General features: G+C 71.4%; 24 protein-coding genes. 11 read left to right on the forward strand and 13 right to left on the reverse strand.

What is annotated here, in order from left to right:
* The first annotated feature begins 82 nt into the window (after positions 1-82).
* Both ACIPPM_RS13690 and ACIPPM_RS13695 read left to right on the forward strand, forming a co-directional pair.
* Complete coding sequence (locus tag ACIPPM_RS13690) at positions 83-1720, forward strand: ATP-binding protein (protein WP_401446947.1); 1638 nt, start codon at positions 83-85, stop codon at positions 1718-1720.
* Positions 1717-2406, forward strand: coding sequence for a response regulator (locus tag ACIPPM_RS13695; protein WP_401446949.1), 690 nt, complete (start codon positions 1717-1719; stop codon positions 2404-2406). Before ACIPPM_RS13690 ends, ACIPPM_RS13695 begins: the two co-directional genes overlap by 4 nt.
* Positions 2407-2432: 26 nt before the next feature.
* Here ACIPPM_RS13695 and ACIPPM_RS13700 read toward each other — a convergent pair whose 3' ends face one another.
* Positions 2433-3458, reverse strand: coding sequence for an ATP-dependent 6-phosphofructokinase (locus tag ACIPPM_RS13700; protein WP_388995275.1), 1026 nt, complete (start codon positions 3456-3458; stop codon positions 2433-2435).
* A 243-nt stretch (positions 3459-3701) separates the two neighbouring features.
* Here ACIPPM_RS13700 and pta point away from each other — a divergent pair, with 243 nt between their 5' ends.
* From pta to pyk, 3 genes are all read left to right on the forward strand, one after another.
* Positions 3702-5792, forward strand: a complete 2091-nt coding sequence (pta, locus tag ACIPPM_RS13705; protein ID WP_401446951.1) for a phosphate acetyltransferase — start codon at positions 3702-3704, stop codon at positions 5790-5792.
* The gene (locus tag ACIPPM_RS13710) at positions 5789-6997 is read left to right on the forward strand and encodes an acetate kinase (RefSeq protein ID WP_401446953.1); all 1209 of its coding nucleotides are present in this window, start codon (positions 5789-5791) and stop codon (positions 6995-6997) included. The genes pta and ACIPPM_RS13710 overlap by 4 nt, the downstream gene beginning before the upstream one ends.
* A 98-nt stretch (positions 6998-7095) precedes the next feature.
* A complete protein-coding gene (gene pyk, locus ACIPPM_RS13715) occupies positions 7096-8526 on the forward strand; it encodes a pyruvate kinase (protein WP_401446956.1) in 1431 nt (476 codons plus the stop codon).
* Between the two features lie 94 nt (positions 8527-8620).
* Here pyk and ACIPPM_RS13720 read toward each other — a convergent pair whose 3' ends face one another.
* The 4 genes from ACIPPM_RS13720 to ACIPPM_RS13735 form a co-directional block, all read right to left on the reverse strand.
* Positions 8621-9979 (reverse strand): hypothetical protein, encoded by a 1359-nt coding sequence (locus tag ACIPPM_RS13720; RefSeq protein ID WP_401446958.1) that lies wholly within the window; start codon positions 9977-9979, stop codon positions 8621-8623.
* A complete protein-coding gene (locus ACIPPM_RS13725; RefSeq protein ID WP_401446960.1) occupies positions 9969-10520 on the reverse strand; it encodes a DUF6114 domain-containing protein in 552 nt (183 codons plus the stop codon). Before ACIPPM_RS13725 ends, ACIPPM_RS13720 begins: the two co-directional genes overlap by 11 nt.
* Before the next feature lie 205 nt (positions 10521-10725).
* The gene (locus tag ACIPPM_RS13730; RefSeq protein ID WP_401446962.1) at positions 10726-11367 is read right to left on the reverse strand and encodes a DUF6230 family protein; all 642 of its coding nucleotides are present in this window, start codon (positions 11365-11367) and stop codon (positions 10726-10728) included.
* A gap of 623 nt (positions 11368-11990) precedes the next feature.
* Positions 11991-12962 carry a tetratricopeptide repeat protein gene (locus ACIPPM_RS13735; protein ID WP_401446965.1) on the reverse strand — a complete coding sequence of 324 codons (972 nt, stop codon included), beginning with the start codon at positions 12960-12962 and terminating at the stop codon, positions 11991-11993.
* Between the two features lie 226 nt (positions 12963-13188).
* Between ACIPPM_RS13735 and ACIPPM_RS13740 the strand changes: the two genes are divergently transcribed.
* Entirely contained in the window at positions 13189-13830 is a 642-nt protein-coding gene (locus ACIPPM_RS13740; RefSeq protein ID WP_401446968.1) for a TetR/AcrR family transcriptional regulator, read from the forward strand.
* A 31-nt stretch (positions 13831-13861) separates the two neighbouring features.
* Here the strand turns inward: ACIPPM_RS13740 and ACIPPM_RS13745 are convergent, their stop codons facing one another.
* The 4 genes from ACIPPM_RS13745 to ACIPPM_RS13760 all read right to left on the reverse strand — a co-directional run bounded on the left by ACIPPM_RS13745 (position 13862) and on the right by ACIPPM_RS13760 (position 17808).
* Complete coding sequence (locus tag ACIPPM_RS13745; RefSeq protein ID WP_401446970.1) at positions 13862-15562, reverse strand: methylmalonyl-CoA mutase; 1701 nt, start codon at positions 15560-15562, stop codon at positions 13862-13864.
* Positions 15563-15636: 74 nt separating this feature from the next.
* Positions 15637-15975 (reverse strand): DUF3817 domain-containing protein, encoded by a 339-nt coding sequence (locus ACIPPM_RS13750; RefSeq protein WP_401446973.1) that lies wholly within the window; start codon positions 15973-15975, stop codon positions 15637-15639.
* 67 nt (positions 15976-16042) lie between these two features.
* Positions 16043-16552 carry a MarR family winged helix-turn-helix transcriptional regulator gene (locus ACIPPM_RS13755; RefSeq protein WP_401446975.1) on the reverse strand — a complete coding sequence of 170 codons (510 nt, stop codon included), beginning with the start codon at positions 16550-16552 and terminating at the stop codon, positions 16043-16045.
* Between the two features lie 11 nt (positions 16553-16563).
* The gene (locus ACIPPM_RS13760; protein WP_401446977.1) at positions 16564-17808 is read right to left on the reverse strand and encodes an MFS transporter; all 1245 of its coding nucleotides are present in this window, start codon (positions 17806-17808) and stop codon (positions 16564-16566) included.
* Positions 17809-17883: 75 nt separating this feature from the next.
* Between ACIPPM_RS13760 and ACIPPM_RS13765 the strand changes: the two genes are divergently transcribed.
* Entirely contained in the window at positions 17884-18861 is a 978-nt protein-coding gene (locus tag ACIPPM_RS13765) for a DUF5937 family protein (protein WP_401446979.1), read from the forward strand.
* A gap of 22 nt (positions 18862-18883) precedes the next feature.
* Here ACIPPM_RS13765 and ACIPPM_RS13770 read toward each other — a convergent pair whose 3' ends face one another.
* The 3 genes from ACIPPM_RS13770 to ACIPPM_RS13780 all read right to left on the reverse strand — a co-directional run bounded on the left by ACIPPM_RS13770 (position 18884) and on the right by ACIPPM_RS13780 (position 20064).
* Positions 18884-19354 carry a pyridoxamine 5'-phosphate oxidase family protein gene (locus ACIPPM_RS13770; RefSeq protein ID WP_401446982.1) on the reverse strand — a complete coding sequence of 157 codons (471 nt, stop codon included), beginning with the start codon at positions 19352-19354 and terminating at the stop codon, positions 18884-18886.
* 75 nt (positions 19355-19429) lie between these two features.
* The gene (locus ACIPPM_RS13775; RefSeq protein ID WP_130332404.1) at positions 19430-19723 is read right to left on the reverse strand and encodes an MTH1187 family thiamine-binding protein; all 294 of its coding nucleotides are present in this window, start codon (positions 19721-19723) and stop codon (positions 19430-19432) included.
* A complete protein-coding gene (locus ACIPPM_RS13780; protein WP_401446985.1) occupies positions 19720-20064 on the reverse strand; it encodes a DUF3817 domain-containing protein in 345 nt (114 codons plus the stop codon). Before ACIPPM_RS13780 ends, ACIPPM_RS13775 begins: the two co-directional genes overlap by 4 nt.
* Positions 20065-20269: 205 nt before the next feature.
* On the opposite strand from ACIPPM_RS13780, the gene ACIPPM_RS13785 reads away from it, so the two are divergent.
* The 4 genes from ACIPPM_RS13785 to ACIPPM_RS13800 all read left to right on the forward strand — a co-directional run bounded on the left by ACIPPM_RS13785 (position 20270) and on the right by ACIPPM_RS13800 (position 22938).
* The gene (locus tag ACIPPM_RS13785) at positions 20270-20902 is read left to right on the forward strand and encodes an AIM24 family protein (RefSeq protein WP_388995323.1); all 633 of its coding nucleotides are present in this window, start codon (positions 20270-20272) and stop codon (positions 20900-20902) included.
* 1 nt (position 20903) lies between these two features.
* Positions 20904-21554, forward strand: coding sequence for an AIM24 family protein (locus ACIPPM_RS13790; RefSeq protein WP_401446988.1), 651 nt, complete (start codon positions 20904-20906; stop codon positions 21552-21554).
* Positions 21551-22369, forward strand: coding sequence for an AIM24 family protein (locus tag ACIPPM_RS13795; protein ID WP_401446990.1), 819 nt, complete (start codon positions 21551-21553; stop codon positions 22367-22369). Before ACIPPM_RS13790 ends, ACIPPM_RS13795 begins: the two co-directional genes overlap by 4 nt.
* A gap of 92 nt (positions 22370-22461) precedes the next feature.
* Positions 22462-22938, forward strand: coding sequence for a MarR family winged helix-turn-helix transcriptional regulator (locus ACIPPM_RS13800; protein WP_031181246.1), 477 nt, complete (start codon positions 22462-22464; stop codon positions 22936-22938).
* A gap of 153 nt (positions 22939-23091) precedes the next feature.
* Here the strand turns inward: ACIPPM_RS13800 and meaB are convergent, their stop codons facing one another.
* Positions 23092-24048, reverse strand: coding sequence for a methylmalonyl Co-A mutase-associated GTPase MeaB (gene meaB, locus ACIPPM_RS13805; RefSeq protein ID WP_393606269.1), 957 nt, complete (start codon positions 24046-24048; stop codon positions 23092-23094).
* Positions 24049-24067 lie beyond the last annotated feature (19 nt).

Consider the following 24067-nt stretch of genomic DNA (forward strand, 5'->3'; position numbering starts at 1 on the left):
GGTGACTATCTCCCGCCGTGTGAGGGCGGTCACCCTTCCGTTCATTTAGTTCACGCCCGAACGGGCAGGCACACTGCTAGGCATGCGCGCCCCCGCCCTCCCCCGACCCCGCAGCCTGGCGGGCCAGCTCTTCGCCATGCAGGCGGTGCTGGTCGCGGTGGTGGTGGCCGGGTACGCGCTCTTCACCTACGTCAGTGACCAGCGCCAGGCGCGCGACGCGGCGGAACGCCAGGTCACGGCGGTGGCCCGGTCCATCGCGGACGCGCCCTCCGTGCGGGCGGCGATCGGTACGCCGGACCCCTCCGCCGAACTGGAGCCGTACGCCCTGCAGGTGATGCGGGACGCCGACGTCGACTTCGTCACGATCATGGACCCGCGGGGCATCCGCTGGACCCATCCGACGCGGGACGAGATAGGCCGCCGCTTCCTCGGCCGGACCGGGCCCGCCCTGCGGGGGCACACCTTCACCGAGACGTACACCGGCACGCTGGGCCCGTCCGTGCGCGCGGTGACCCCGGTGCTGGACGGGGGCCGGGTGGTGGGGCTGGTCAGTGCCGGGATCAAGGTGGAGGCGATCAGCGCGCGGGTCCAGGACCAGGTGACGGCGCTGCTCGGGGTGGCGGGGGCGGCGCTGCTGCTGGGCGCGGTGGGTACGTACGTGATCAACGCGCGGCTGCGGCGGCACACCCACGGGATGAACGCGGCCGAGCTGAGCCGGATGCACGACTACCACCAGGCGGCGCTGCACGCGGTGCGCGAGGGGCTGCTGATGCTGGACGGACGGTACCGGGTGGCGCTGATCAACGACGGCGGGCGCGAGCTGCTCGGGGTCGGCGGCGAGGTCGTCGGCCGCTCGGTCGCGGAGCTGGGACTGCCGGGGCCGCTCACCGGGGCCCTGCTGTCGTCGGAGCCCCGGGTGGACGAGGTGCATCTCACCGCGTCCCGCGTGCTGGTGGTGAACACCTCGCCGGTGTCCGGCGGGGAGCACCGGGGCACGGTCGCCACGCTCCGGGACGTGACCGAACTCCAGTCACTGACGGGAGAGTTGGACTCCGAGCGCGGGTTCAGTCAGGCGCTGCGGTCGCAGGCGCACGAGGCGGCGAACCGGCTGCACACCGTGGTCTCGCTGATCGAGCTGGGGCGGGCGGAGGAGGCGGTGGAGTTCGCCACGGCCGAGCTGGAGCTGGCCCAGACGCTCACCGACCAGGTGGTGGCGGCGGTCGGCGAACCGGTGCTGGCCGCGCTGCTGCTGGGCAAGACCGCGCAGGCGCACGAGCGGGGCGTGGAGCTGGTCGTCTCGCCCGAGAGCCGGATCGACGACGGCGTCCTCCCGCCGGACCTCGCGGTGCGCGACCTGGTCACCATCCTGGGCAACCTGATCGACAACGCGGTGGACGCGGCGCAGGGCAGCGCGGGGGCGCGGGTCACGGTGACGGCGTACGCGGCCGGGGAGGCGCTGCTGCTGCGGGTGGCGGACACCGGTCCGGGCGTCGACCCGGCCCACGCGGACCTGGTGTTCCGGCGCGGCTTCACCACCAAGCCCGCGGGTCCCGGCGGCCGGGGTCTCGGGCTGGCCCTGGCCCGGCAGACGGTCACCCGCCTCACCGGCACCCTGACGGTGGCCGAGGCGGCGGGCGGCGGCGCGGTGTTCGAGGCCCGGCTGCCGTTGGGACAGTCGTCCGAGGAGACCGCGCGCGTGGCACCGGGAGGCGTCGCATGACCCCCGAGCAGCCACCCCTCCGCGTGCTGGTCGTCGAGGACGACCCGGTGGCCGCGGACGCGCATGTCCTCTACGTCGGCCGGGTGCCGGGCTTCGTCGCCGTGGGCCAGGCGGGGACCGGGGCCGCCGCCCGCCGCGTCCTGGAGCGCACCCCGGTCGACCTCCTCCTGCTCGACCTGCACCTCCCCGACGTGCACGGCCTCCAGTTCGCCCGCTCCCTGCGCGCGGCGGGCCACCAGGCGGACGTCATCGCGGTCACCTCGGCCCGCGACCTGGCGGTGGTCCGGGAGGGCGTCTCCCTGGGCGTCGTGCAGTACGTCCTGAAGCCCTTCACCTTCGCCACCCTCCGCGACCGCCTGCTGCGCTACGCCGAGTACCACGCGGCGGCGGGCGAGGCGAGCGGCCAGGACGAGGTGGACCGCGCGCTGGCCGCCCTGCGCGCCCCGGCTCCGGCCGCCCTGCCGAAGGGCCTGAGCGCGCCCACGCTGGAACGGGTCACGGGCGTCCTGCGCGAGACCCCCGAGGGCCGCACGGCGGCGGAGGTGGCGGAGGAGGTCGGCATCTCCCGCATCACGGCCCGCCGCTACCTGGAGTACCTGGTGGACGCGGCCCGAGCGGCGAGGCGCCCGCAGTACGGGCAGGTGGGCCGTCCGGAGCTGCGGTACCACTGGCTGCGGGAGCGGTGAGCGCCCCCGCGCGCGGCGGCTGGAGGCTAGAAGACCGACTCCGCCTCGTCCATCCGGGACACCGGGACCGTCTTCAGCTCGGTGACCGCCTCCGCCAGCGGGACCATCGCGATGTCCGTGCCGCGCAGGGCGGTCATGCCGCCGAACTCGCCGCGGTGGGCGGCTTCCACGGCGTGCCAGCCGAAGCGGGTGGCGAGGACGCGGTCGTACGCGGTGGGGGTGCCGCCGCGCTGGATGTGGCCGAGGATGACCGGGCGGGCCTCCTTGCCGAGGCGGCGCTCCATGTCGTAGGCGAGGGCGGTGCCGATGCCCTGGAAGCGCTCGTGACCGAACTGGTCGATGTCGCCCTTGCCGTAGTCCATGGTGCCGTCGAGCGGGTGGGCGCCCTCGGCGACGCAGATCACGGCGAACTTCTTGCCGCGCGCGAACCGCTCCTCGACCATCTTGACCAGGTCGGCCGGGTCGAAGGGCCGCTCGGGCAGGCAGATGCCGTGGGCACCGGCGGCCATGCCGGACTCCAGCGCGATCCAGCCCGCGTGGCGGCCCATGACCTCGACGACCATGACCCGCTGGTGGGACTCGGCGGTGGTCTTGAGGCGGTCCATCGCCTCGGTGGCCACGCCCACGGCGGTGTCGAAGCCGAAGGTGCGGTCGGTGCCGGAGATGTCGTTGTCGATGGTCTTCGGCACACCGACGACCGGCAGACCCGCGTCGGACAGCATGCGGGCGGCCGTCAGGGTGCCCTCGCCGCCGATCGGGATCAGCGCGTCGATGCCGAACTCCTCGGCCATGTCGGTGGCCCGCTCGCACGCCTCGCGCAGCCGGTCGCGCTCCAGGCGGGAGGAGCCGAGGATGGTGCCGCCGAGCGCCAGGATGCCGCTGACGGCGTCCAGGTCCAGGGAGCGGTAGTGGCTGTCGAGCAGACCCCGGTAGCCGTCCTCGAAGCCGATGACCTCGTCGCCGTAGTGCGCCACGGCGCGGTGCACGACCGACCGGATCACGGCGTTCAGGCCGGGGCAGTCGCCGCCTGCGGTGAGAACTCCGATGCGCATCGTGCTGTGTCTCCTGCTCGCTGTGTGGGTACCGGTGAGCCGCTCCGATTCTTTCACGGCCGCCGAACAGGCGACGACCACCGCCCCCACCAGCGCGTACCGGCCCCCACCGAGCTGACGGGCGCCTTATCCAGGCCCGGAGGTATTGTCAAGAGGGTTCCGCTCACCTCGGGTGGGCGATTTTTGTGACAGGCGACGCCCAGGACCGGCGGACGGCGTACGAGCAAGGATCGGAGAGCACGCGTGACACGCAGCGTGTACGTGACCGGGATCGACCGGGGGGACGGCCGTCAGGTCGTCGACCTGGGGGTCATGGAGCTGCTGACGCGGCAGGTCGACCGGGTCGGGGTGTTCCGCCCCCTGGTGCACGACGGCCCCGACCGCCTCTTCGAGCTGCTGCGCTCCCGGTACCGGCTGAGCCAGGACCCCGCCACCGGCTACGGCATGGGCTACCAGGAGGCGTCCACGCTCCAGGCCGAGCGCGGCACCGACGAACTCGTCTCCGCCCTGGTCGACCGCTTCCACCTGGTCGCCCGCGACTACGACGTGGTCCTCGTCCTCGGCACCGACTTCGCCGCCACCCAGCTCCCCGACGAGCTGGCGCTCAACGCCCGGCTGGCCAACGAGTTCGGCGCGTCCGTGATCCCGGTGGTCGGCGCCCGCGAGCAGTCCGCGGAGTCGGTGCTCGCCGAGACCCGCAACGCCTACCGCGCCTACGCCGGCCTCGGCTGCGACGTGCTCGCCATGGTCGCCAACCGGGCCGCCCGCGAGGACCGCGACGAGATCGCCGACCGGCTCACCGACCGCATGCCGGTGCCCTGCTACGTGCTGCCCGACGAGCCCGCCCTGTCGGCGCCGACCGTCTCGCAGATCGCGCACGCGCTGGGCGCCAAGGTGCTGCTCGGCGACGACTCCGGCCTCTCCCGCGACGCGCTGGACTTCGTCTTCGGCGGCGCCATGCTGCCCAACTTCCTCGCCGCCCTGACCCCGGGCTGCCTGGTCGTGACGCCGGGCGACCGCGCGGACCTGGTCGTCGGCGCGCTGGCCGCGCACAGCGCGGGCACCCCGCCCATCGCCGGGGTGCTGCTCACCCTGAACGAGGTGCCCAGCGAGGAGATCCTCACCCTGGCCGCCCGGCTCGCCCCCGGCACCCCGGTGCTCTCGGTGGCGGGCACCAGCTTCCCCACCGCCGGGCAGCTCTTCTCGCTGGAGGGCCGGATGACGGCCGCCACCCCGCGCAAGGCGGAGACCGCGCTCGGCCTGTTCGAGCGGTACGTCGACACCGCCGACCTCGCCCGCCGGGTCTCCGCGCCCAGCGGCGGCCGGGTCACCCCGATGATGTTCGAGCACAAGCTGCTGGAGCAGGCCCGCTCCGACAAGCGCCGGGTCGTCATGCCCGAGGGCACCGAGGAGCGCGTCCTGCACGCGGCGGAGGTGCTGCTGCGCCGCGGCGTGTGCGACCTGACCCTGCTCGGCCCGGTGGACCAGATCCGCAAGAAGGCCGCCGACCTGGGCATCGACCTGGGCGACTGCCAGTTGATCGACCCGGCCACCTCCGAGCTGCGCGACTCCTTCGCCGAGAAGTACGCGGCCCTGCGCGCCCACAAGGGCGTCACGGTGGAGCTGGCCTACGACGTGGTCTCCGACGTGAACTACTTCGGCACCCTGATGGTGCAGGAGGGCCTGGCCGACGGCATGGTGTCGGGCTCGGTGCACTCCACGGCGGCCACCATCCGCCCGGCCTTCGAGATCATCAAGACCAAGCCGGACTCCGCGATCGTCTCCTCGGTCTTCTTCATGTGCCTGGCCGACAAGGTGCTGGTGTACGGCGACTGCGCGGTCAACCCGGACCCGAACGCCGAGCAGCTCGCGGACATCGCGGTGGAGTCGGCGGCGACGGCGGCGCAGTTCGGCGTGGAGCCGAGGATCGCCATGCTGTCGTACTCCACCGGCACCTCCGGCTCCGGCGCCGACGTGGACAAGGTGCGCGAGGCCACCGAGCTGGCCCGCGAGCACCGGCCCGACCTGAAGATCGAGGGCCCGATCCAGTACGACGCGGCCGTGGACGCCGCCGTGGCCGCGACCAAGCTGCCCGGCTCGGAGGTGGCCGGCCAGGCCAGCGTGCTGATCTTCCCGGACCTCAACACGGGCAACAACACCTACAAGGCCGTGCAGCGCTCGGCCGGGGCGATCGCGGTCGGCCCGGTGCTCCAGGGGCTGCGCAAGCCGGTCAACGACCTCTCGCGCGGCGCTCTCGTACCGGACATCGTCACCACCGTCGCGATCACCGCGATCCAGGCGCAGGCGCCCACCGGAAAGGCTTCCCAGCAGTGACCCCCACCCGTGTACTCGTCCTCAACTCCGGCTCCTCGTCGCTGAAGTACCAGCTCCTGGACATGCGGGACAGCAGCCGTCTCGCGGTGGGCCTGGTGGAGCGCATCGGCGAGCAGACCTCCCGGTTGCGCCACACCCCGCTCGCCACCGGCGAGAGCCGTGAGCAGAGCGGGCCGATCGCCGACCACGAGACCGCGCTGAAGGCGGTCGCCGAGGAACTGGCCCGCGACGGCCTGGGCCTGGACTCGCCGGAACTGGCCGCGATCGGGCACCGGGTGGTGCACGGCGGCATGTTCTTCACCGAGCCCACCGTCATCGACGACTCGGTCCTCACCGAGATCGAGCGGCTGATCCCGGTCGCCCCGCTGCACAACCCGGCCAACCTGACGGGCATCCGCACCGCCATGGCACTGCGCCCGGACCTCCCCCAGGTCGCCGTCTTCGACACCGCGTTCCACACCTCGATGCCGGAGTCCTCCGCGCGCTACGCGATCGACCCGAAGCTCGCCGACCGCTACCGCATCCGCCGCTACGGCTTCCACGGCACCTCGCACGCCTATGTGTCGCGGGAGACCGCGCGGCTGCTGGGCAAGGCGCCGGAGGAGGTGAACGTGATCGTGCTGCACCTGGGCAATGGCGCGTCCGCCTCGGCGGTGGAGCGCGGCCGGTGCGTGGACACCTCGATGGGGCTGACCCCGCTGGAGGGGCTGGTCATGGGTACCCGGTCCGGTGATCTGGACCCGGCCGTCATCTTCCATTTGGCCCGTGTCGGGGATATGTCCATGGACGAGATCGACACTCTTCTGAACAAGAGGAGCGGTCTGTTCGGTCTGTGCGGGGACAATGACATGCGGGAGATCCGGCGCCGTGTCGACGAGGGCGACGAAGCGGCCGCCCTCGCCTTCGACATTTACATTCATCGCATCAAGAAGTACATCGGCGCCTATTACGCCGTACTCGGCGAGGTGGACGCGGTCGCGTTCACGGCCGGGGTCGGGGAGAACGCGGCGGCGGTGCGTTCGGCGGCGGTCGCGGGCCTGACCGGCCTGGGCCTGGCCGTGGACGAGGAGCTGAACGCCGTACGCAGCGGCGAGCCGCGGATCGTCTCGCCCGCGGACGCCCGCGTGGCGGTCGCCGTGGTGCCGACCGACGAGGAACTGGAGATCGCGACGCAGACCTATGCGCTGGTCGGAAAGAAGAGCTGAACATTACACGGCAGTAACACGCCTGAGCGCCTGTCCGCCCATTTGTAACTCCGCCGGCCGGAATATTCCGCAGTGAAACAAACCGATAGGATCGCCTCATGCGCCGTTCGAAAATCGTCTGTACTCTCGGCCCCGCGGTCGACTCCCACGACAAGCTCGTCGCCATGATCGAGGCGGGCATGAATGTGGCCCGCTTCAACTTCAGTCACGGCACCCAGGACGAGCACCAGGCGCGGTACGACCGCGTCCGGGCCGCCGCCAAGGAGACCGGGCGCGCCATCGGCGTGCTGGCCGACCTCCAGGGCCCGAAGATCCGGCTGGAGACCTTCGCCGAGGGTCCGGTGGAGCTGGAGCGCGGCGACGAGTTCGTCATCACCACCGAGGACGTGCCGGGCGACAAGCAGATCTGCGGCACCACGTACAAGGGCCTGCCGGGCGACGTCTCGCGCGGCGACCAGATCCTGATCAACGACGGCAACGTCGAGCTGAAGGTCGTGGACGTCGAGGGTCCGCGGGTGAAGACGATCGTCATCGAGGGCGGTGTCGTCTCCGACCACAAGGGCATCAACCTGCCCGGCGCGGCCGTCAACGTGCCCGCGCTGTCCGAGAAGGACATCGAGGACCTGCGGTTCGCCCTGCGCATGGGCTGCGACATGGTCGCGCTCTCCTTCGTCCGCGACGCGGGGGACGTGCAGGACGTCCACAAGGTGATGGACGAGGAGGGCCGCCGGGTCCCGGTCATCGCCAAGGTGGAGAAGCCGCAGGCGGTCGAGAACATGGAGGACGTCGTGATGGCGTTCGACGGCGTGATGGTCGCCCGTGGTGACCTCGCCGTCGAGTACCCGCTCGAGAAGGTCCCGATGGTGCAGAAGCGCCTCATCGAGCTGTGCCGCCGCAACGCCAAGCCGGTGATCGTGGCGACCCAGATGATGGAGTCGATGATCACCAACTCCCGGCCGACCCGCGCCGAGGCGTCCGACGTGGCCAACGCGATCCTGGACGGCGCGGACGCGGTCATGCTGTCGGCCGAGTCCAGCGTGGGCGCGTACCCGGTGGAGACCGTCAAGACGATGTCGAAGATCGTCAAGGCGGCCGAGGAGGAGCTGCTCTCCAAGGGCCTCCAGCCGCTGGTGCCGGGCAAGAAGCCGCGTACGCAGGGTGGTTCGGTGGCCCGCGCGGCCGCCGAGATCGCCGACTTCCTGGGCGGCAAGGGCCTGATCGCGTTCACCAAGTCCGGTGACACCGCGCGTCGGCTGTCCCGCTACCGCGCGGCCCAGCCGATCCTGGCCTTCACCACGGACGAGGGCACCCGCAACCAGCTCACGCTGAGCTGGGGCGTGGAGTCGCACGTGGTGCCGTTCGTGAACACGACGGACGAGATGGTCGACATGGTCGACCAGGAGCTGGCCAAGCTGGGCCGCTTCAACGACGGCGACACGGTCGTCATCACCGCGGGTTCGCCCCCCGGTGTCCCCGGCACCACCAACATGGTCCGGGTGCACCACGTGGGCGGCGGCGAACGTAACTGACGCCCCTGGACGTGACCGTGGCCCGGTCCCCCTCGATCGGAGGGGGACCGGGCCACGGCTCTGTGCGGCTCCCGGAAGGGTTCCTGGTACCGGCTCAGTCGATGTACTGGTGCAGGTGCGGGACGGTCAGCGTGCCGCCGAACTGGCCTGCCTGACGTACCGTCACATCGGTGAAGTAGATCTGGGGAAGGTTCAGCGGCGGCGGGCTGTCCGGGCTGAAGGTCAGCGGGATCAGACCGAGCAGCTTGCCCGAGATGCTCTCGGTGTACATCACGGTCTGGCCACCGGTGATCGTGGACGTCGTGCCCTTGCCCGCCTGCACGTGGTACGTCTTGCCGCTGGCCTTGTCCTTGACCGTCTGGTGCAGGTCGCCGATCTCGGTGCCGCCGGAGATGACGTACTTCAGCACCTTCTTGGTCTTGCCGCTGGAGGTCCGCACCTCCACGATCCCCTTGTAGTCGGCGCCCTTGAGCCACAGGGAGCTGGCGTTGAGGAACCAGGGGTCGTCCGGGAGCAGCACCTTGTTGTCCACCCCGCCGACGGCGTCGGTGGCCTTCTCGCAGTCCGCCGCGTCGTCGGAGGCACTGGCGGAGGGGCTGGGCGTGGCGGACGCGGAGGCGGGCGCCTCGGGGCTCTCCGTGGCCTTCTCCGCGCCCTGGGACGCGCCGGGTTCGGGGGTTTCCGCGGCCTTGGCGCCGGGCTTGGCGGCCGGTTCGGCGGCGGGCTTCTCCTTCTCCCCCGCGGTGGCGGAGGCGGAGGGCGCCGGGGATGCCGAGGACGCAGAGGCGGAGGGCGCGGGCGCGGAGGGCGTCGAACTCGCCGACGGCGTGGCGGACTTCTTCCCGCCGGTCAGCACATCGCCGATCGTGTCCCCGATCGTCCCCAGCAGACCGCCTCCGGCCTCCTTCGCGTCCGCGTCGGCCGAGGGCTCGGCGGAGGACGCGGCCGCGGGCTTGGAGGAGGCGGGCTCGGGCGCGGCCTTGTCGTCGGAACCTGAATCCGACGAAGAGGGCGCCGAGGAGGCAGCGGAGGAAGAGGGAGGGGTGGTCCCGCCGTCGCCCTTGGAGTCGCCGTCCTTGGAGTCGCCGCCCGTGGAGCCCTTGGATTCCTCGCCCTTGGCGCCGTCGTCCTTGGCGTTGTCGTCCTTGGCGTCCTCGGACTCGCTCGCGGACGCGGAGGGGGTGGCCTTGTCGCCGTCGAGGGCGGCCACGCAGTCCTTGTACTCGTCCGCCATCTTCGCGTTGGGCGGCTGGTCACGGGCGACGGCCAGCGTCGGCGTGAACCCCATGCCCATGAGCACGGCCGTCGGCATCGCGGCCATCGCTATCGCCTTGCCGGCCGGCATGTGCAGCCGGGTCATCAGCGGTTTGCGCTGGGCGGCGTGGCGCGGCCCGGTTCTCTCCTGCTCCGGCGTCGTCGCCGCGTTCTGACCGCGGGCCTCGTCAGCCGACACGGTACCCCCCGTTGGAGTCGTCGGTCCGGGCGGACTGCGCGGGTGCGCCCTCGGACAGCGGGGCGTCCGCGTCGCCCGCGCGCGGAGCCGGAACGTACCCCGTGGTGCCGTCGGCCGGGGCCTCCCCGGTGACCGGGGCCGCCTTCCCGGCGGGCACCCAGGCGATGGACAACGCACCGCCGAGCAGCGCGAGTACGAAGCCGACGATGAAGCCACCGATGTTGGAGACCACCAGGGACACCAGCGCCAGCAGGATCGCCGCGACACCCGCGAAGATCCGGGTGGCCTGCTGGAACCACATGGTCAGACCGAGGGTGACCAGGAGAATCCCGATGATGAGCGAACCCGCGCCGGCGGTCGTCGCCATGGAGACCGCCATGGTGCCCAGCTTGAGCGTGGCGTAGGGGAAGTAGGCGATCGGCAGTCCGCCGAGCAAGGTGAACAGACCCGCCCAGAACGGCCGGCCGCCCCGCCAGTCACGGAATCGCAGGCGCAGCCGGGTGAAAGTCCCGACGCTCTGGACCGGAGTCTCGGCACTCATGGAAAAACAGCTCCCTGGGTCCGGTGGTAGTTCATACCGGCTAGGCCGTATGCGTGGAGAAGCCGGAGGTCTGAGTCTGCGGGGTCCGGTGCGCGGCACCGGACCGGGACGGAGGGCTGGGACGGAGGGCGGGGAAGCTCGCGCTCCCCCGCCCCCCTCCCGGTCACGGCTCAGCCGGCCGGGAGTGACCCGAGGGCCGGAGCCGTCAGTAGCACTCCATCTTGGGGTCCACACCGAGGCGCATCTTCAGGCCGCTGAGCTTGAAGGTGCCCGCCGTGGTCGCCCACGCCGTCTGCTTGACCTTGTAGAGGTCGGCCGACTGCGCCTGCTGGGCGAAGCCGCCCGGCAGGGTGGACTGGTCCTTGACCGCCGGGCCACGGGTCTTGTCCTTGACCGCGACGCCGATGTCGATGTTGTTGAACGTCGCGTCGGCGTCGAGCTGGGCGACGTCGATGTAGAGGTTCTTCGCCTCGACCTTGTGGTCGTCGTCCGGACCGGCGTCCAGACGGAGGTAGATCGTCTTCCCTATGAGGGGAATCTCCGTCTTGACGGACTGGCACATCTTGGTGATCTCGGCGGTGTCGAACGAGGAGATCGCGACCGGACGAACGGTCTTGTCCTTGCCCTCGGTCGTCGTGTAACCGCTGTCGATACCGCCGTACTGGGCGAAGCCCTCACCGTGCAGATGCTCGGCGCCGACCTTGAACTCCTGGCCGGAGACGCTGAAGGACGCCGCGAGGGCACCCTGCGCGAGACCCACACCCACACACGCTGCGGCAGCGACGCTGGGCACCATGACCACAGCGAAGCGCTTCCATCTGGTCCCGCCACGCACCTGGGACTCCATATTTCCTCCTTCTCGGACGTACATCTCCTGTCCCGGGATCGCCCCGACGGGCGGCTCGGCCGGGCAGGGATGGGAGAAGTGCTACGTCCTCGGGAAGGGGAGCGTCGGCGTCCGACGGCGCGAATCCGCGCCCGCACGACCGGCGTTCACCCCCGAGCGACAACCACTGGTCATGCCTGACGCACATCACGCACAACCTTCGGGACAGGCTTCGCCGGGAGGGCGAAGACCCCCCTGCCCCAGAGCCGACGCCACTGCCGCCGGCTCTGCTCGGTGGGGACCCAGAGTCTCCCGCTTCCCGACCGGCTGTCGGGGTGCGGAAATGGACCGAGCGTGGCCGATCGTGGTGCATTCTCGCCGCCCGCACAAGGGGCGCCGTTACCGGCTAGTAACGGCGCGATAACCGAACAACGACCCAGTGGTCTCGGAGGGCGACAGACCGTGCCATCACTGGGCAGAGCAAAGCCGTTGATCCCCGGACCAAGCCGGACAGACCAACGGCTCTGACTTACTCGCAGTAACAGCAGGCGGGTTTACCAAGTTTTGGTAAAGCGTGATCGCTCAGGCATCAGATCGGCCATTCGGCGAGCCCGGCATCACGCGCCCCGTCGTCCGACACGGAATCAGAAGAGCGCCCGCGCAAGCGCCCTGCGCGCGGCCACCACCCTCGGGTCGTCGGCACCCACGACCTCGAACAGCTCCAGCAGCCGACGGCGCACCGCGTCCCGGTCGTCACCGGCCGTACGGCGCACGGTGTCGGTGAGCCGGCCGAAGGCGTCCTCGACATGACCGCCCACCAGATCCAGGTCGGCGGCGGCGATCTGGGCGTCCGCGTCGCCGGGCTTCTCGGCCGCGTCCTTGCGCACCGCCTGCGGGTCGAGGTTCTGCACCCGCTGGAGCAACTCGGCCTGCGCGAGACCGAGTTTGGCCTCGATGTTGGCCGGGTCGTCGTTGAGCACGTTCTTGTACGCCTGCACGGCACCGCCCAGGTCACCCGCGTCCAGCGCCTGGACCGCGGCAGCCAGCAGGGCGTCGTACGGCCCCTCCGGCACCTCGGCCGCGGGGGCGGCACCCGGAGCCGCGTCCGGGTCGACGGTCAGACCCGTCAGGCCGAAGCGCTGCTCGGCGACCTGGATCAACTGGTCGAGGGTCTCCCGGATCTGCTGCTCGTCGGCCGCGCCCTGGAAGAGGGGCAGCGCCTGTCCCGCGACGACCGCGAAGACGGCGGGAATCCCCTGGACCCCGAACTGCTGCATCAGCATCTGGTTGGCGTCGACATCGACCTTGGCGAGCAGGAAGCGCCCGCCGTACTCGACGGCCAGCCGCTCCAGCAGCGGGCTGAGCTGCTTGCAGGGCTGACACCATTCGGCCCAGAAGTCGATGACGACCGGGACTTCGGCGGAGCGCTGGAGGACTTCGCGCTCGAAGCCCGCCTCATCGACGTCGATGACGAGGTCGGCCGGCGACACCGCACCGGCGCCGCCATGGCGGGCGGCTTCGGCACGCGCCTGCTCCGCCTTGGCCTTGGCCTCCTGGGCCGCCTTCACCGCGGCGAGGTCGACGACGCCGCTCATGGACATGTTCCGTGGCTGCATGCGTCTATCCTCCCCCGTTCCGGCGTATGAAGGAAAAAAGCGATCGTGGTCGGCGATCGCGGGTCGGCGCCGGGTCCCCACCCCACGCCAGTGGTCGTCGCCCGTGTACGTCCGTCACGAGCTTTCGCTACGAGTCGTAGCGTAATAGCAGTGACCGCTTCCGCGACAGCGGTTTCCGGTGATCTCCCTCACGACGGGGACGGCGTCGCCCATTAGGGTCGTGTCCATGCAGAGCCGCACCCCCGCCAGCCGTACCGGGCGCCCGCGCAGCGCCGCCGCGGACACCGCGATCCTGGCCGCCACGCGGGAGGCGCTGGTGGAACTGGGCTGGTCCGGGCTCACCTTGTCGGACGTGGCCGCGCGGGCCGGGGTGGCGAAGACGACGCTCTACCGCCGCTGGTCGGGCAAGCACGAGCTGGTGGTGGACGCGGTCGCGGAACTGTTCGACGAGTTGGTGCTGCCCGACCGGGGTTCACTGGCGGCCGACATCGAGGGCGTGGTGCTCCAGTTCGCGGCCATCCTGAACCGGCCGGAGGCCAAGTGCGGGCTGATGGGCGTGGTCGCGGAGTCCACGCGGGACGACGCGCTGCGCGAGCGGGTGCGCACCTCGATCGTGGAGCGGCAGAAGCGCCTGGTGCTGGCCGGGCGGGCGCGGGCCCAGGAGCGCGGCGAACTCCCCCCGGAGGCCGACCCGGAGGAGTCCGCGCGCACGGTCGACCTGATCTTCGACATGGCGGCGGGCGCGGTGGTCCACCGCACCCTGGTCAGCGGCAAACCGGCGGACGAGGAGTGGGCGCGGGGCTTCACCCACATCCTGCTGCTGGGCCTCGCCGCCCCCCTCCCGTCACCGGGGGAACCGGCGAGTTGACGCGGGCCAGAGGGTGGCTCGATCCTCCGGGTCAGAACCCGGCGGGCTCGGTGTACACCCCCCACTCGTCGCGCAGCACCCCGCAGATCTCGCCGAGCGTGGCCTCCGCGCGGACCGCTTCCAGCATCGGCTCGATCATGTTGGCCCCGGAGCGGGCGGCGCCCAGCATGGCGTCCAGCGCCTTGCGTACGGCCGTGTCGTCGCGGGCGGCCTTGCGGTCGGCCAGGGCGCGGACCTGCTCGCGCTCGACCTCGTGGCTGACCCGGAGGATCTCCAGGTCGCCGGTGACGGAGCCAGTGGCGACGTTGACGCCGACGACCCGCTTCTCCCCCTTCTCCAGCGACTGCTGGTAGCGGAAGGCGGACTCGGCGATCTCGCCGGTGAACCAGCCGTCCTCGATGCCGCGCAGGATGCCGGAGGTGATGGGGCCGATGGGGTGCTGCCCGTCGGGGTGGGCCCGCAGGCCCCGCTCCTTGATCTGCTCGAAGATCTTCTCGGCGTCCGCCTCGATCCGGTCGGTGAGCTGCTCGACGTACCAGGAACCGCCCAGCGGGTCCGCGACGTTGGCGACGCCGGTCTCCTCCATCAGCACCTGCTGCGTGCGCAGCGCGATCTCCGCCGCCTGCTCGCTGGGCAGCGCGAGGGTCTCGTCCAGGGCGTTGGTGTGCAGCGAGTTGGTGCCGCCGAGGACGGCCGCGAGCGCCTCCACGGCGGTGCGGACGACGTTGTTGTACGGCTGCTGCGCGGTCAGCGAGACCCCGGCGGTCTGGGTGTGGAAGCGCAGCCACTGCGCCTTGTCGGTCTGCGCCCCGTACACGTCCCGCATCCAGCGGGCCCAGATGCGGCGGGCGGCGCGGAACTTGGCGATCTCCTCGAAGAAGTCCAGGTGGGCGTCGAAGAAGAAACTGAGGCCGGGGGCGAAGACGTCCACGTCGAGACCGCGGGAGAGGCCCAGCTCGACGTACCCGAAGCCGTCCGCGAGGGTGTACGCCAGCTCCTGCGCGGCCGTCGAACCGGCCTCGCGGATGTGGTAGCCGGAGACGGAGAGCGGCTTGTAGGCGGGGATGCCCGCCGCGCAGTGCTCCATGAGGTCGCCGATGAGGCGCAGGTGCGGCTCGGGCTGGAAGAGCCACTCCTTCTGGGCGATGTACTCCTTGAAGATGTCGGTCTGCAGCGTGCCGTTCAGCACCGCCGGATCGACGCCCTGGCGCTCGGCGGCGACCAGGTACATGCAGAAGACGGGGACGGCGGGGCCGCTGATCGTCATCGAGGTGGTGACGTCACCGAGCGGGATGTCCCCGAACAGGACCTCCATGTCGGCGGCCGAGTCGATGGCCACCCCGCAGTGCCCGACCTCGCCGAGCGAGCGCGGGTCGTCGGAGTCGCGGCCCATCAGCGTCGGCATGTCGAACGCCACGGACAGACCGCCGCCGCCCGCGGCGAGGATCATCTTGTACCGCTCGTTGGTCTGCTCCGCGTTGCCGAACCCGGCGAACTGGCGGATGGTCCAGGTACGCCCCCGGTACCCGGTCGCGTGCAACCCGCGCGTGTACGGGTACTCCCCCGGCCACCCGATCCGCTCGAACCCCTCGTACACGTCCCCCGGCCGGGGCCCGTACACCGGCTCCACGGCATCCCCGGACAACGTACTGAAATCGGCGTCGCGCTTGCGCGCCCCGTCATACCGGTCCTGCCACCGCCGACGGCCTTCTTCGATCGCGTGAGCGTCCATACCATCGAATTTACTTGGACGTCCTAGTAAATGTCGATGGGAAACCGCCGTACGAGTACGTACGGCGGTTCCGGCTACGCCTTGACGGGCGCCGGGGACGGCTCGGCGACCTTGGCCTCCAGCTCGCGGCTGATCTTCCGCTCCACGAAGAACGCGGCGGTCGGGATGGTGCCCGCGATCAGGACCCAGAGCTGCTTGCCCACCGGCCACTTCGCCTTGGAGCCCAGGTCGAAGGCGAAGACCAGGTAGACGACGTACAGCCAGCCGTGGGCGATGCCGATGATCCGCGTGAAGTCACCGGCGCCGTCCAGGTGGAGCAGGTACTTGGCGATCACGCCCAGGGTCAGCAGGACCAGCAGCACACCGGTGACGTAGGCCATCACCCGGTAGCGGGTCAGCACGCTCTTCTTCATGCGTACGAGCGTAACCACGCGTTCCGGGAGATCTTGCCCCAGGGTGGCCCCAGCGAGGACCCGCAGGTCAGGCGTCCTCGAAGTCCCCCGCCGCCACCCGCAGCGGACGTAGCACGGTGAAGATGTCGGCGCAGCTCTCCGCGTCGTAGGCGCTGAGGCCGAAGTCCATGGACATCAGGTCGGCGGTGGCGGCGTCGACGACCTCGCGGCCCTTGTCGGTGATGACGGCGAGGGTGCCGCGACCGTCCTTGGGGTTGGGGCGCTTGGCGACCAGACCGGCCTTGACCAGGCGGTCCACCGTGTTGGTCACCGAGGTGGGGTGGACCATCAACCGCTCGCCGATCTTGGACATGGGCAGCTCCCCCTCTTTGGAGAAGGTGAGCAGCACCAGCGCCTCGTAGCGCGCGAAGGTCAGCCCGTACGGTTTGACCACGGCGTCGACCTCGGCCAGCAGGATCTGCTGGGCCCGCATGATCGAGGTGATCGCGGCCATCGAGGGCACGCTTCCCCAGCGCTGCTTCCAGAGCTCGTCGGCACGGGCGATGGGGTCGAAGGGGAGACTGAGAGGCTTGGGCACGTCATCAGACCCTACCGGCCGGTCATATCGCGGGCAGCCCCGTCTCGGCTTTCGGTCACCCGGCACGCCACGGCGAGCGCCGCGCAGCACACCGTGCCCGCCACTCCGGCCGCCACCACGGCCGTCCGCACCCCGATGACCTCGGCCACCACGCCCGCCAGCGCCATGCCCACCCCCTGGATCGTCATCAGCCCGGCGCTCAGCAGCGTCATCGCCCGCCCTCGCAGCTCCTCCGGCACCGCCCGTACGAACCACTGGTCGAGCCCGAGGGTGTACGCCGAGCACGCCCCGGCGAGCACCAGGAGCAGCAGGGACGGCCAGAGTCCGGGGCGCAGGGCGTAGCCGACGTACGGCAGGACGGCGAGGCAGAGCAGCGGCAGCACGATCCGCTCGCGGCCGGCCTGCCCGAGCCGCGCGCCCGCGAACAGTTCCCCGGCGACCGTGCCGACGGGCAGCGCGCACATCAGCAGCCCGAGTCCGGTGGAACCCGCGCCGAGCGTGTGCGAGTAGGGCGCGGCGAGCGCCTCGGGGAAGACGAGGAACATCGCGGGCACCCAGAAGACGAGGAGCAGCACCAGCACGCGCCGGTTCCGCAGGAGCGCGAGGGTGCCGCCGCCTCCCTTCCCCCGCTCCGGCCGCCGCCGGGCCGGACGGCGCCGGGTGCCGAAGCGGAGCAGGACGGCCGAGGCGAGGAAGGTGCCGACGGTGATCAGCAGGGCGTGCCGGGGGCTGACGGCGGTCAGCAGCAGGCCGCCGAGCCCGTACCCGGCCAGCAGCGCGCTCTGCGAGACGATCCGGATCAGGGACCGCCCGAGCACGAAGGCGTCGCCGTCGCCGAGGACGTCCGCGAGAGTCGCCATCCGGGTGCCGGAGAACACCGGGGAGACCACGGCGACGCAGCAGCGCAGCGCCAGCAGCACGCCGACGCCCGCGCCCGGCGCCACCATCGCCGCCACGCACGCCGCGCACACCAGGTCGCAGACCACCAGCACCCGCCGGGCCGGGAAACGGTCGGCGACGGGGGCGAGCAGGGTGCCGCCGAGCGCGTACGGGAGGAAACCGGCCGCGAAGGCGAGCGCGCTCATCAGGGGCGAGCCGGTGAGGTCGTAGACGAGGACGGACAGCGCGATCTCGCTGACGACCGTCCCGAGCAGCGACAGCACATGGGCGGCGAAGAGGGCGCGGAACTCGGGGACGGCGAGGACGTGGCGGTAGCCCGTGCGGGCGGGTGCCGGGGCCGTGGGCGGTGCGGACATGCCCGGCAGCCTGCCGGGGGCCGGGCCGGGCGACGTAGAGTTTCGGCTCCAGCCGAATGTCCGGGAGGAGACGCAGTGGCCTCGCAGATGCACTTCGGTGAGGACGACTTCCTGAACTGCCGCTTCGCGGTGTCCCCGCTGTGGGAGACGCAGGACGCGGTGCGCACACTGCGCCGCCCGGACCGGCAGGGCTATCACGTCCCGTGGCTGCGCCGTATCCGTGACGCGGCGGCCGGTCTGGACCTCGCTCCGCTCTGGCTGCTGATGCCCCGCCGGGGCCACTCCCCGGACTGGCTCGGGGCGCCGCCGATCGGTCCGGCGGCCACCTTCGAGGAGGAGATCGCGGCGGTACGGGCGGCCGATCCGGCGGCGGCCCGCGAGGACACCGCCCGCTCGCTGGCCTGCACGCCGGGCGCGCTCGCCTCGGAGCGGGGCCGGGCGTGGCTGGCGGACCCGGTGCGGATGGTGCGGGAGCTGGCGGACGCCCTTGAGGTGGCCTGGCGGGTCCTGGTGGAGCCGGAGTGGCCCCGGCTGCGGGCGCTGCTGGAGGCGGACGTGGCCTTCCACTCGCGCCGCCTCGCCGAGGTGGGGCTCGGCACGCTGCTGCCCGAGCTGGACGCGCGGCTGAGCTGGGACGGCCGCACGCTGACCCTGCCGGGCGGGGTGTACGAGCGGCGGCTCGGCGGGCGGGGCCTGGTGCTGATGCCGAGCGTGTTCTGCTGGCCGGACGTGGTCACCGGCTTCGACCCGCCGTGGCAGCCCACGCTCGTCTATCCGGCGCGCGGGGTCGGCGGCCTGTGGGCCGAGCCGGGCGCCCGGACCCCGGATGCGCTGGTACGCCTGCTGGGCCGGGGCCGCGCGGCGGTACTGGCCGCCCTGGACGACCCGGCCTCCACCACGGCCCTGGCCCACCGCCTGGACCTCGCCCCGTCCTCCGTCTCGTCCCACCTGACGGTCCTGCGCGCGAGCGGCCTGCTGACGTCCCGTCGGTACGGGCACCAAGTGCTGTACGAGCGCACGCCGTTGGGGATGGCCCTGGCGTCGGGGGGCTGACGGAGGACCGTCCGGCGACCGCCTAGACCAGCCACTCCCCGTCGCGCATCAGCGTCCGCCCGGGCATCTCGGAGACCGTTCCCCACGCCTGCAGCACGTGCGGGGTGACCTGGAAGAAGACGTACGAGGGGTGGTCCTCGCGGGGGTCCCAGCCGTCCTTGGCGGCGAAGGCGTCCCCGACCTCGGCGGGAAGCTCCTCGCGGGTCAGCGTGCGCGTGGTGCCGTGCATCAGGACCACGTCCCGGGTGTGGCCGAAGCTGAGCCGGACCCGGCCCGAGGAGCGCAGGTTGCGGCCGGTGGGGTTGGTGTCGCGGGTGGCCAGCCACACCGCCGCGCCGTCCCACCAGAAGGCCAGCGGAACGAGGCACGGCTCGCCGGTGGCGTCGGCCGTGGCGACCCATACGTCGTGGTCGCGCACGAGCCGTTCGAGCGCCTCATGCTTGCGCCGCTCGCGACTGCGGGGGCCCTTGGGACGAGAATCAACTGCCGTCATGCGGGGAGGTTATGGCGCGCGGCACTCCCGCCACATCGGGCGGCGGACCTACGTCGTGCGGCGGAGGTCCACCCCCTAGGAACCGAGGTGGCGTTCCACGGTCTCGACCTTCGAGGTGAGGCCGTCGGTGACGCCGGGGCGGATGTCGGCCTTGAGGACGAGCGAGACGCGGGGCGCGCGGGCCTCGACGGCGGCCACGGCGCGCTTGACGACGTCCATGACCTCGTCCCACTCGCCCTCGACGGAGGTGAACATGGCGTCGGTGCGGTTCGGCAGCCCGGACTCGCGGACCACGCGGACGGCGTCGGCGACGTACTCCCCCACGTCCTCGCCGACGCCGAGGGGCGTCACGGAGAAGGCGACGATCATGCGTTCACGGTTCCTTCCTCGCGGGCGCGGGCCGCGATCACGGCGCTCTCGGACTCCCGGCGCAGCTTGCGGTCGGCGAAGAAGCCGCCGGTGGGCAGGACCGAGAGGATGAAGTAGAGGGCGGCGGTGCCGAAGCTCCACTTGGTCCGGATCCAGGCGAACAGCCAGAAGAACAGGTACAGGACGAACAGCACGCCGTGGATCGAGCCCATCACGGGGACCCCGTTGAAGTCCGTGGTCCGCTTCAGCACCGAGCACAGCAGCAGGAGCAGGAAGGACACGGCCTCCGGCGCCGAGACCAGGCGGAGGCGGCGGAGGGCGGATGCGGTCTTGAGGTCCACGGGTCACCTTCGGGGGAACTTGGGCGGAGTGCGGGGGTGCGGGGGTGCGGCCGCTTCGCGACCGGCTCATGATCCGCTTTGTGAACGAAAGCACAAGCGTCCTCATTGTGGCAAACAATGCCCCTAGGGGTGTGCTCAGGGTCGTTCTCCACCCATGGGCCCTGTTCCCTCCACCCGGCCGGGGGCTACTTTTCACGGTGTGGCGATGTTCCGACTGCAGGGAAGCAAGGTCCTCGCCGTCGACGTGACCGGGGACGCCGTGAAGGCGAAGAACGGCTCGATGGTCGCGTACGACGGACAGATGGCCTTCAAGAAGCTGAGCGGCGGCGGTGAGGGGCTGCGCGGGATGGTGACGCGGCGCATCACCGGCGAGCAGATGACGGTGATGGAGGTGAGGGGACAGGGGACCTGCTGGTTCGCGGACCGGGCGTCCGAGATCAATCTCGTCGGCCTGCGCGGCGACACCTTGTACGTGGAGTCGAGCAACCTGCTGGCGACCGACGGCGGGCTGCGCACGGGCACCAGCTTCACCGGGCTGCGCGGCGCCTCGCAGGGCAACGGCCTGTTCACCACGACCGTGGAGGGCACCGGCCAAGCGGCGATCCTCTCCGACGGTCCCGCGGTGGTGCTCCGGGTCAGCCCGCAGTACCCGCTGACCGTCGATCCTGGCGCCTACATCGCGCACCAGGGGAACGTCCGGCAGTCCTTCCAGTCCGGCGTCACCTTCCGCACCCTCATGGGCGAGGGCGGCGGGGAGGCGTTCCAGATCCGCTTCGAGGGCGACGGGCTGGTCTATGTGCAGCCCAGCGAGCGGAACACGATCGCGGGGGATCTGTGAGATGAGCCTCAGGGAGATCAACTCCAAGATGGTCGAGGCCCGGGTGGCGCCGGGGCAGCGGCTGTTCAGCCAGCGCGGGGCGATGCTGGCGTACACCGGCGAGGTGTCCTTCACCCCGAACATGCAGAGCGGCCAGGGCGGGGTCATGTCGATGCTCGGGCGCCGGGTCGCCGGGGAGGCGGCTCCGCTGATGACGGTGGAGGGCAGCGGCACGGTCCTGTTCGGGCACGGCGGCCATCACGTCCATGTCATCACCCTCACCGGCGACACCCTGTACGTGGAGGCGGACCGGCTGCTCGCCTTCGAGGGCTCGCTCCGGCAGGGCACCATGTTCCTCGGCTCGCAGGGCGGGGTGATGGGCCTGGTGCGCGGCCAGGCGACCGGGCAGGGCCTGTTCACCACCACCCTCCAGGGACACGGCGCGGTCGCGGTGATGGCGCACGGCGGGGTCTTCGAGCTGCCGATCACCCCGCAGCGCCCGGTCCATGTGGACCCCCAGGCGTACGTCGCCCATCACGGCGAGGTGCGCAACAAGCTGTCCACCGCGCTGGGCTGGCGCGACATGATGGGCCGCGGCTCCGGCGAGGCGTTCCAGCTGGAGCTGAGCGGCAGCGGCACGGTGTACGTCCAGGCGTCGGAGGAGAAGCTGTGAGCGGTTACCCGAGCGCGGGCGGCCCGGCGGCCGGGCCGGTGGTCTTCGACCCGACGACGCTCCCCGTCGACGACAACGTGAACCCGTACACCTTCTGCGTGGAGCTGAAGGGCTCCCAGTGGTTCCTGCAGAAGGGGAAGATGATCGCCTACTACGGGTCGATCGACTTCAACGGCATCGGGCACGGCCGGCTGGACCGGCTGGTGCGGACCTCGTTCCATTCGCCACTGCACGCGAGCGACTGGGTGGTGGCGGAGGGCTCGGGCAAGATGCTCCTCGCCGACCGGGCCTTCGACGTGAATTCGTACGATCTGGATCAGGGCAACCTGACCGTTCGCGCGGGCAACTTGATCGCTTTTCAGCCAAGCTTGGCACTCAAACAGTCGATCGTGCCGGGGTTTCTGACGCTCATCGGAACCGGAAAGTTCGTCGCCGCCTCGAACGGCCCGGTGGTCTTCATGGAGCCGCCGATCCGGGTGGACCCCCAGGCCCTGGTCGGCTGGGCCGACTGCCCCTCCCCCTGCCATCACTACGACCACTCCTATCTCACCGGCGTGCTGGGCGGTCTACGTGCGATGACAGGGATCGGCGGGGCTTCCGGGGAGGAGCACCAGTTCGAGTTCACGGGTGCGGGGACGGTGCTGCTCCAGTCCAGCGAGACGCTGATGGCCGAGCAGCCGACGGGGGCTGTTCCGTCCGAGCCGGGGGTACCCGGAGGGGGCGCAGCAGGGCCGATGGGGCCCGGAACGGGGGCTTCCGGGGTACCGCGCCTTCCCGGACAGCTGGGAGACCTCCAGCGTCGCTTCGGGCTGTGAGCGGTAGTCTGCGGAGTGTGACGTCGAACGCGTGCGCACAGTCACATCACCCAGAGTAGTTCGCCATTCAACTTCTTAGGTAGACTTCATTCATGGAGACCGAGACGGCCACGCACTGGCTGACCGATGCGGAGCAGTGCGCCTGGCGCACCCACCTGGAGGTCAACAGGCTGTTGACGTACCAGCTCGAAAAGGATCTACAGCCGTTCGGCCTGACGATGAACGACTACGAGATCCTCGTCAATCTGTCCGAGTCGGACGACATGCGGATGCGGATGAGCGACCTGGCGGGCGCCACCATGCAGTCCAAGAGTCGCCTCTCGCACCAGATCACGCGCATGGAGAACGCGGACCTGGTCCGCCGGGAGAACTGCGAGTCGGACCGGCGCGGACTCTTCGCCGTCCTGACCGAGCACGGGCTGGAGACGATGCGGAAGGTCGCCCCGCACCACGTGGCGTCCGTCCGCCGCCACTTCATCGACCTCCTCTCCCCCGACGCCCTCCAGGACCTCGACAAGTCCCTCAAGCCCATCGCGGAGCACCTCCGCGACCAACGCGGCCGCCCGTAGCCGCCCTGCGGGCCCGCGGCGATCCCGCGCGCCCGCTCATCCGGTCACAGGAAAGCGCCCCGTCCACCCGACGCGCCGTATCCGGCGCGCGGGAGGGCGGGGCGCTCCGCTGTCCTGCGCGGGCCGCGCAGCGGCGGGCCTCGGCCAGCGTCCTCAGCCCTGGGTGAGCCCCTCGACCAGTTCGTCCGCCGCGCGGTACGGGTCCAGGTCGCCGGTGACGATGCGGTCGGCCAGGGCGGAGAGGCGGCGGTCGCCGTGCAGGTCGCCGATGCGTTCGCGGAGGGTGGTGACCGCGATGGTCTCGACCTCGCGGGCCGCGCGGGCGCGGCGGCGTTCGGCGAGGACGGCGTGCTCCTCCATCCAGGCGCGGTGCTTCTCCAGGGCCTCCACGACCTCGTCGATGCCCTCGGCGCGGGCGGCGACCGTCTTGACGATCGGGGGGCGCCAGTCGCCGGGACCTCGGGCCTCGCCGAGGCCCAGCATGTGGTTCAGCTCGCGGGCGGTGGCGTCGGCGCCGTCCCGGTCCGCCTTGTTGACGACGTAGACGTCGCCGATCTCCAGGATTCCGGCCTTCGCCGCCTGGATGCCGTCGCCCATGCCCGGCGCCAGCAGCACCACGCTGGTGTCGGCCTGGGAGGCGATCTCCACCTCCGACTGGCCGACGCCGACCGTCTCGACCAGGATCACGTCGCAGCCGGCCGCGTCCAGCACCCGGATCGCCTGCGGGGCGGCCCAGGCGAGCCCGCCCAGGTGGCCGCGGGTGGCCATGGAGCGGATGTAGACGCCGGGGTCGGAGGCGTGGTCGGACATCCGCACCCGGTCGCCGAGCAGCGCGCCCCCGGAGAACGGTGACGACGGGTCGACGGCGAGCACGCCGACCCGCTTGCCCTGCTTGCGGTACGCGGTGACCAGCGCGGAGGTGGAGGTGGACTTGCCGACGCCGGGCGAGCCGGTCAGACCGACCACGTACGCGTTGCCGGTCAGCGGGGCCAGGGCCGCCATCACCTCCCGGAGCTGCGGGGACGCCCCCTCGACCAGGGAGATCAGCCGGGCCACGGCCCGGGGCCGGCCTTCCCTGGCCTCGGCCACCAGAGAGGAGACGTCCCGCATCAAACTGCTCCGTTCACTC

Source organism: Streptomyces sp. NPDC090119 (assembly GCF_044747085.1).
GTDB lineage: Bacteria > Actinomycetota > Actinomycetes > Streptomycetales > Streptomycetaceae > Streptomyces.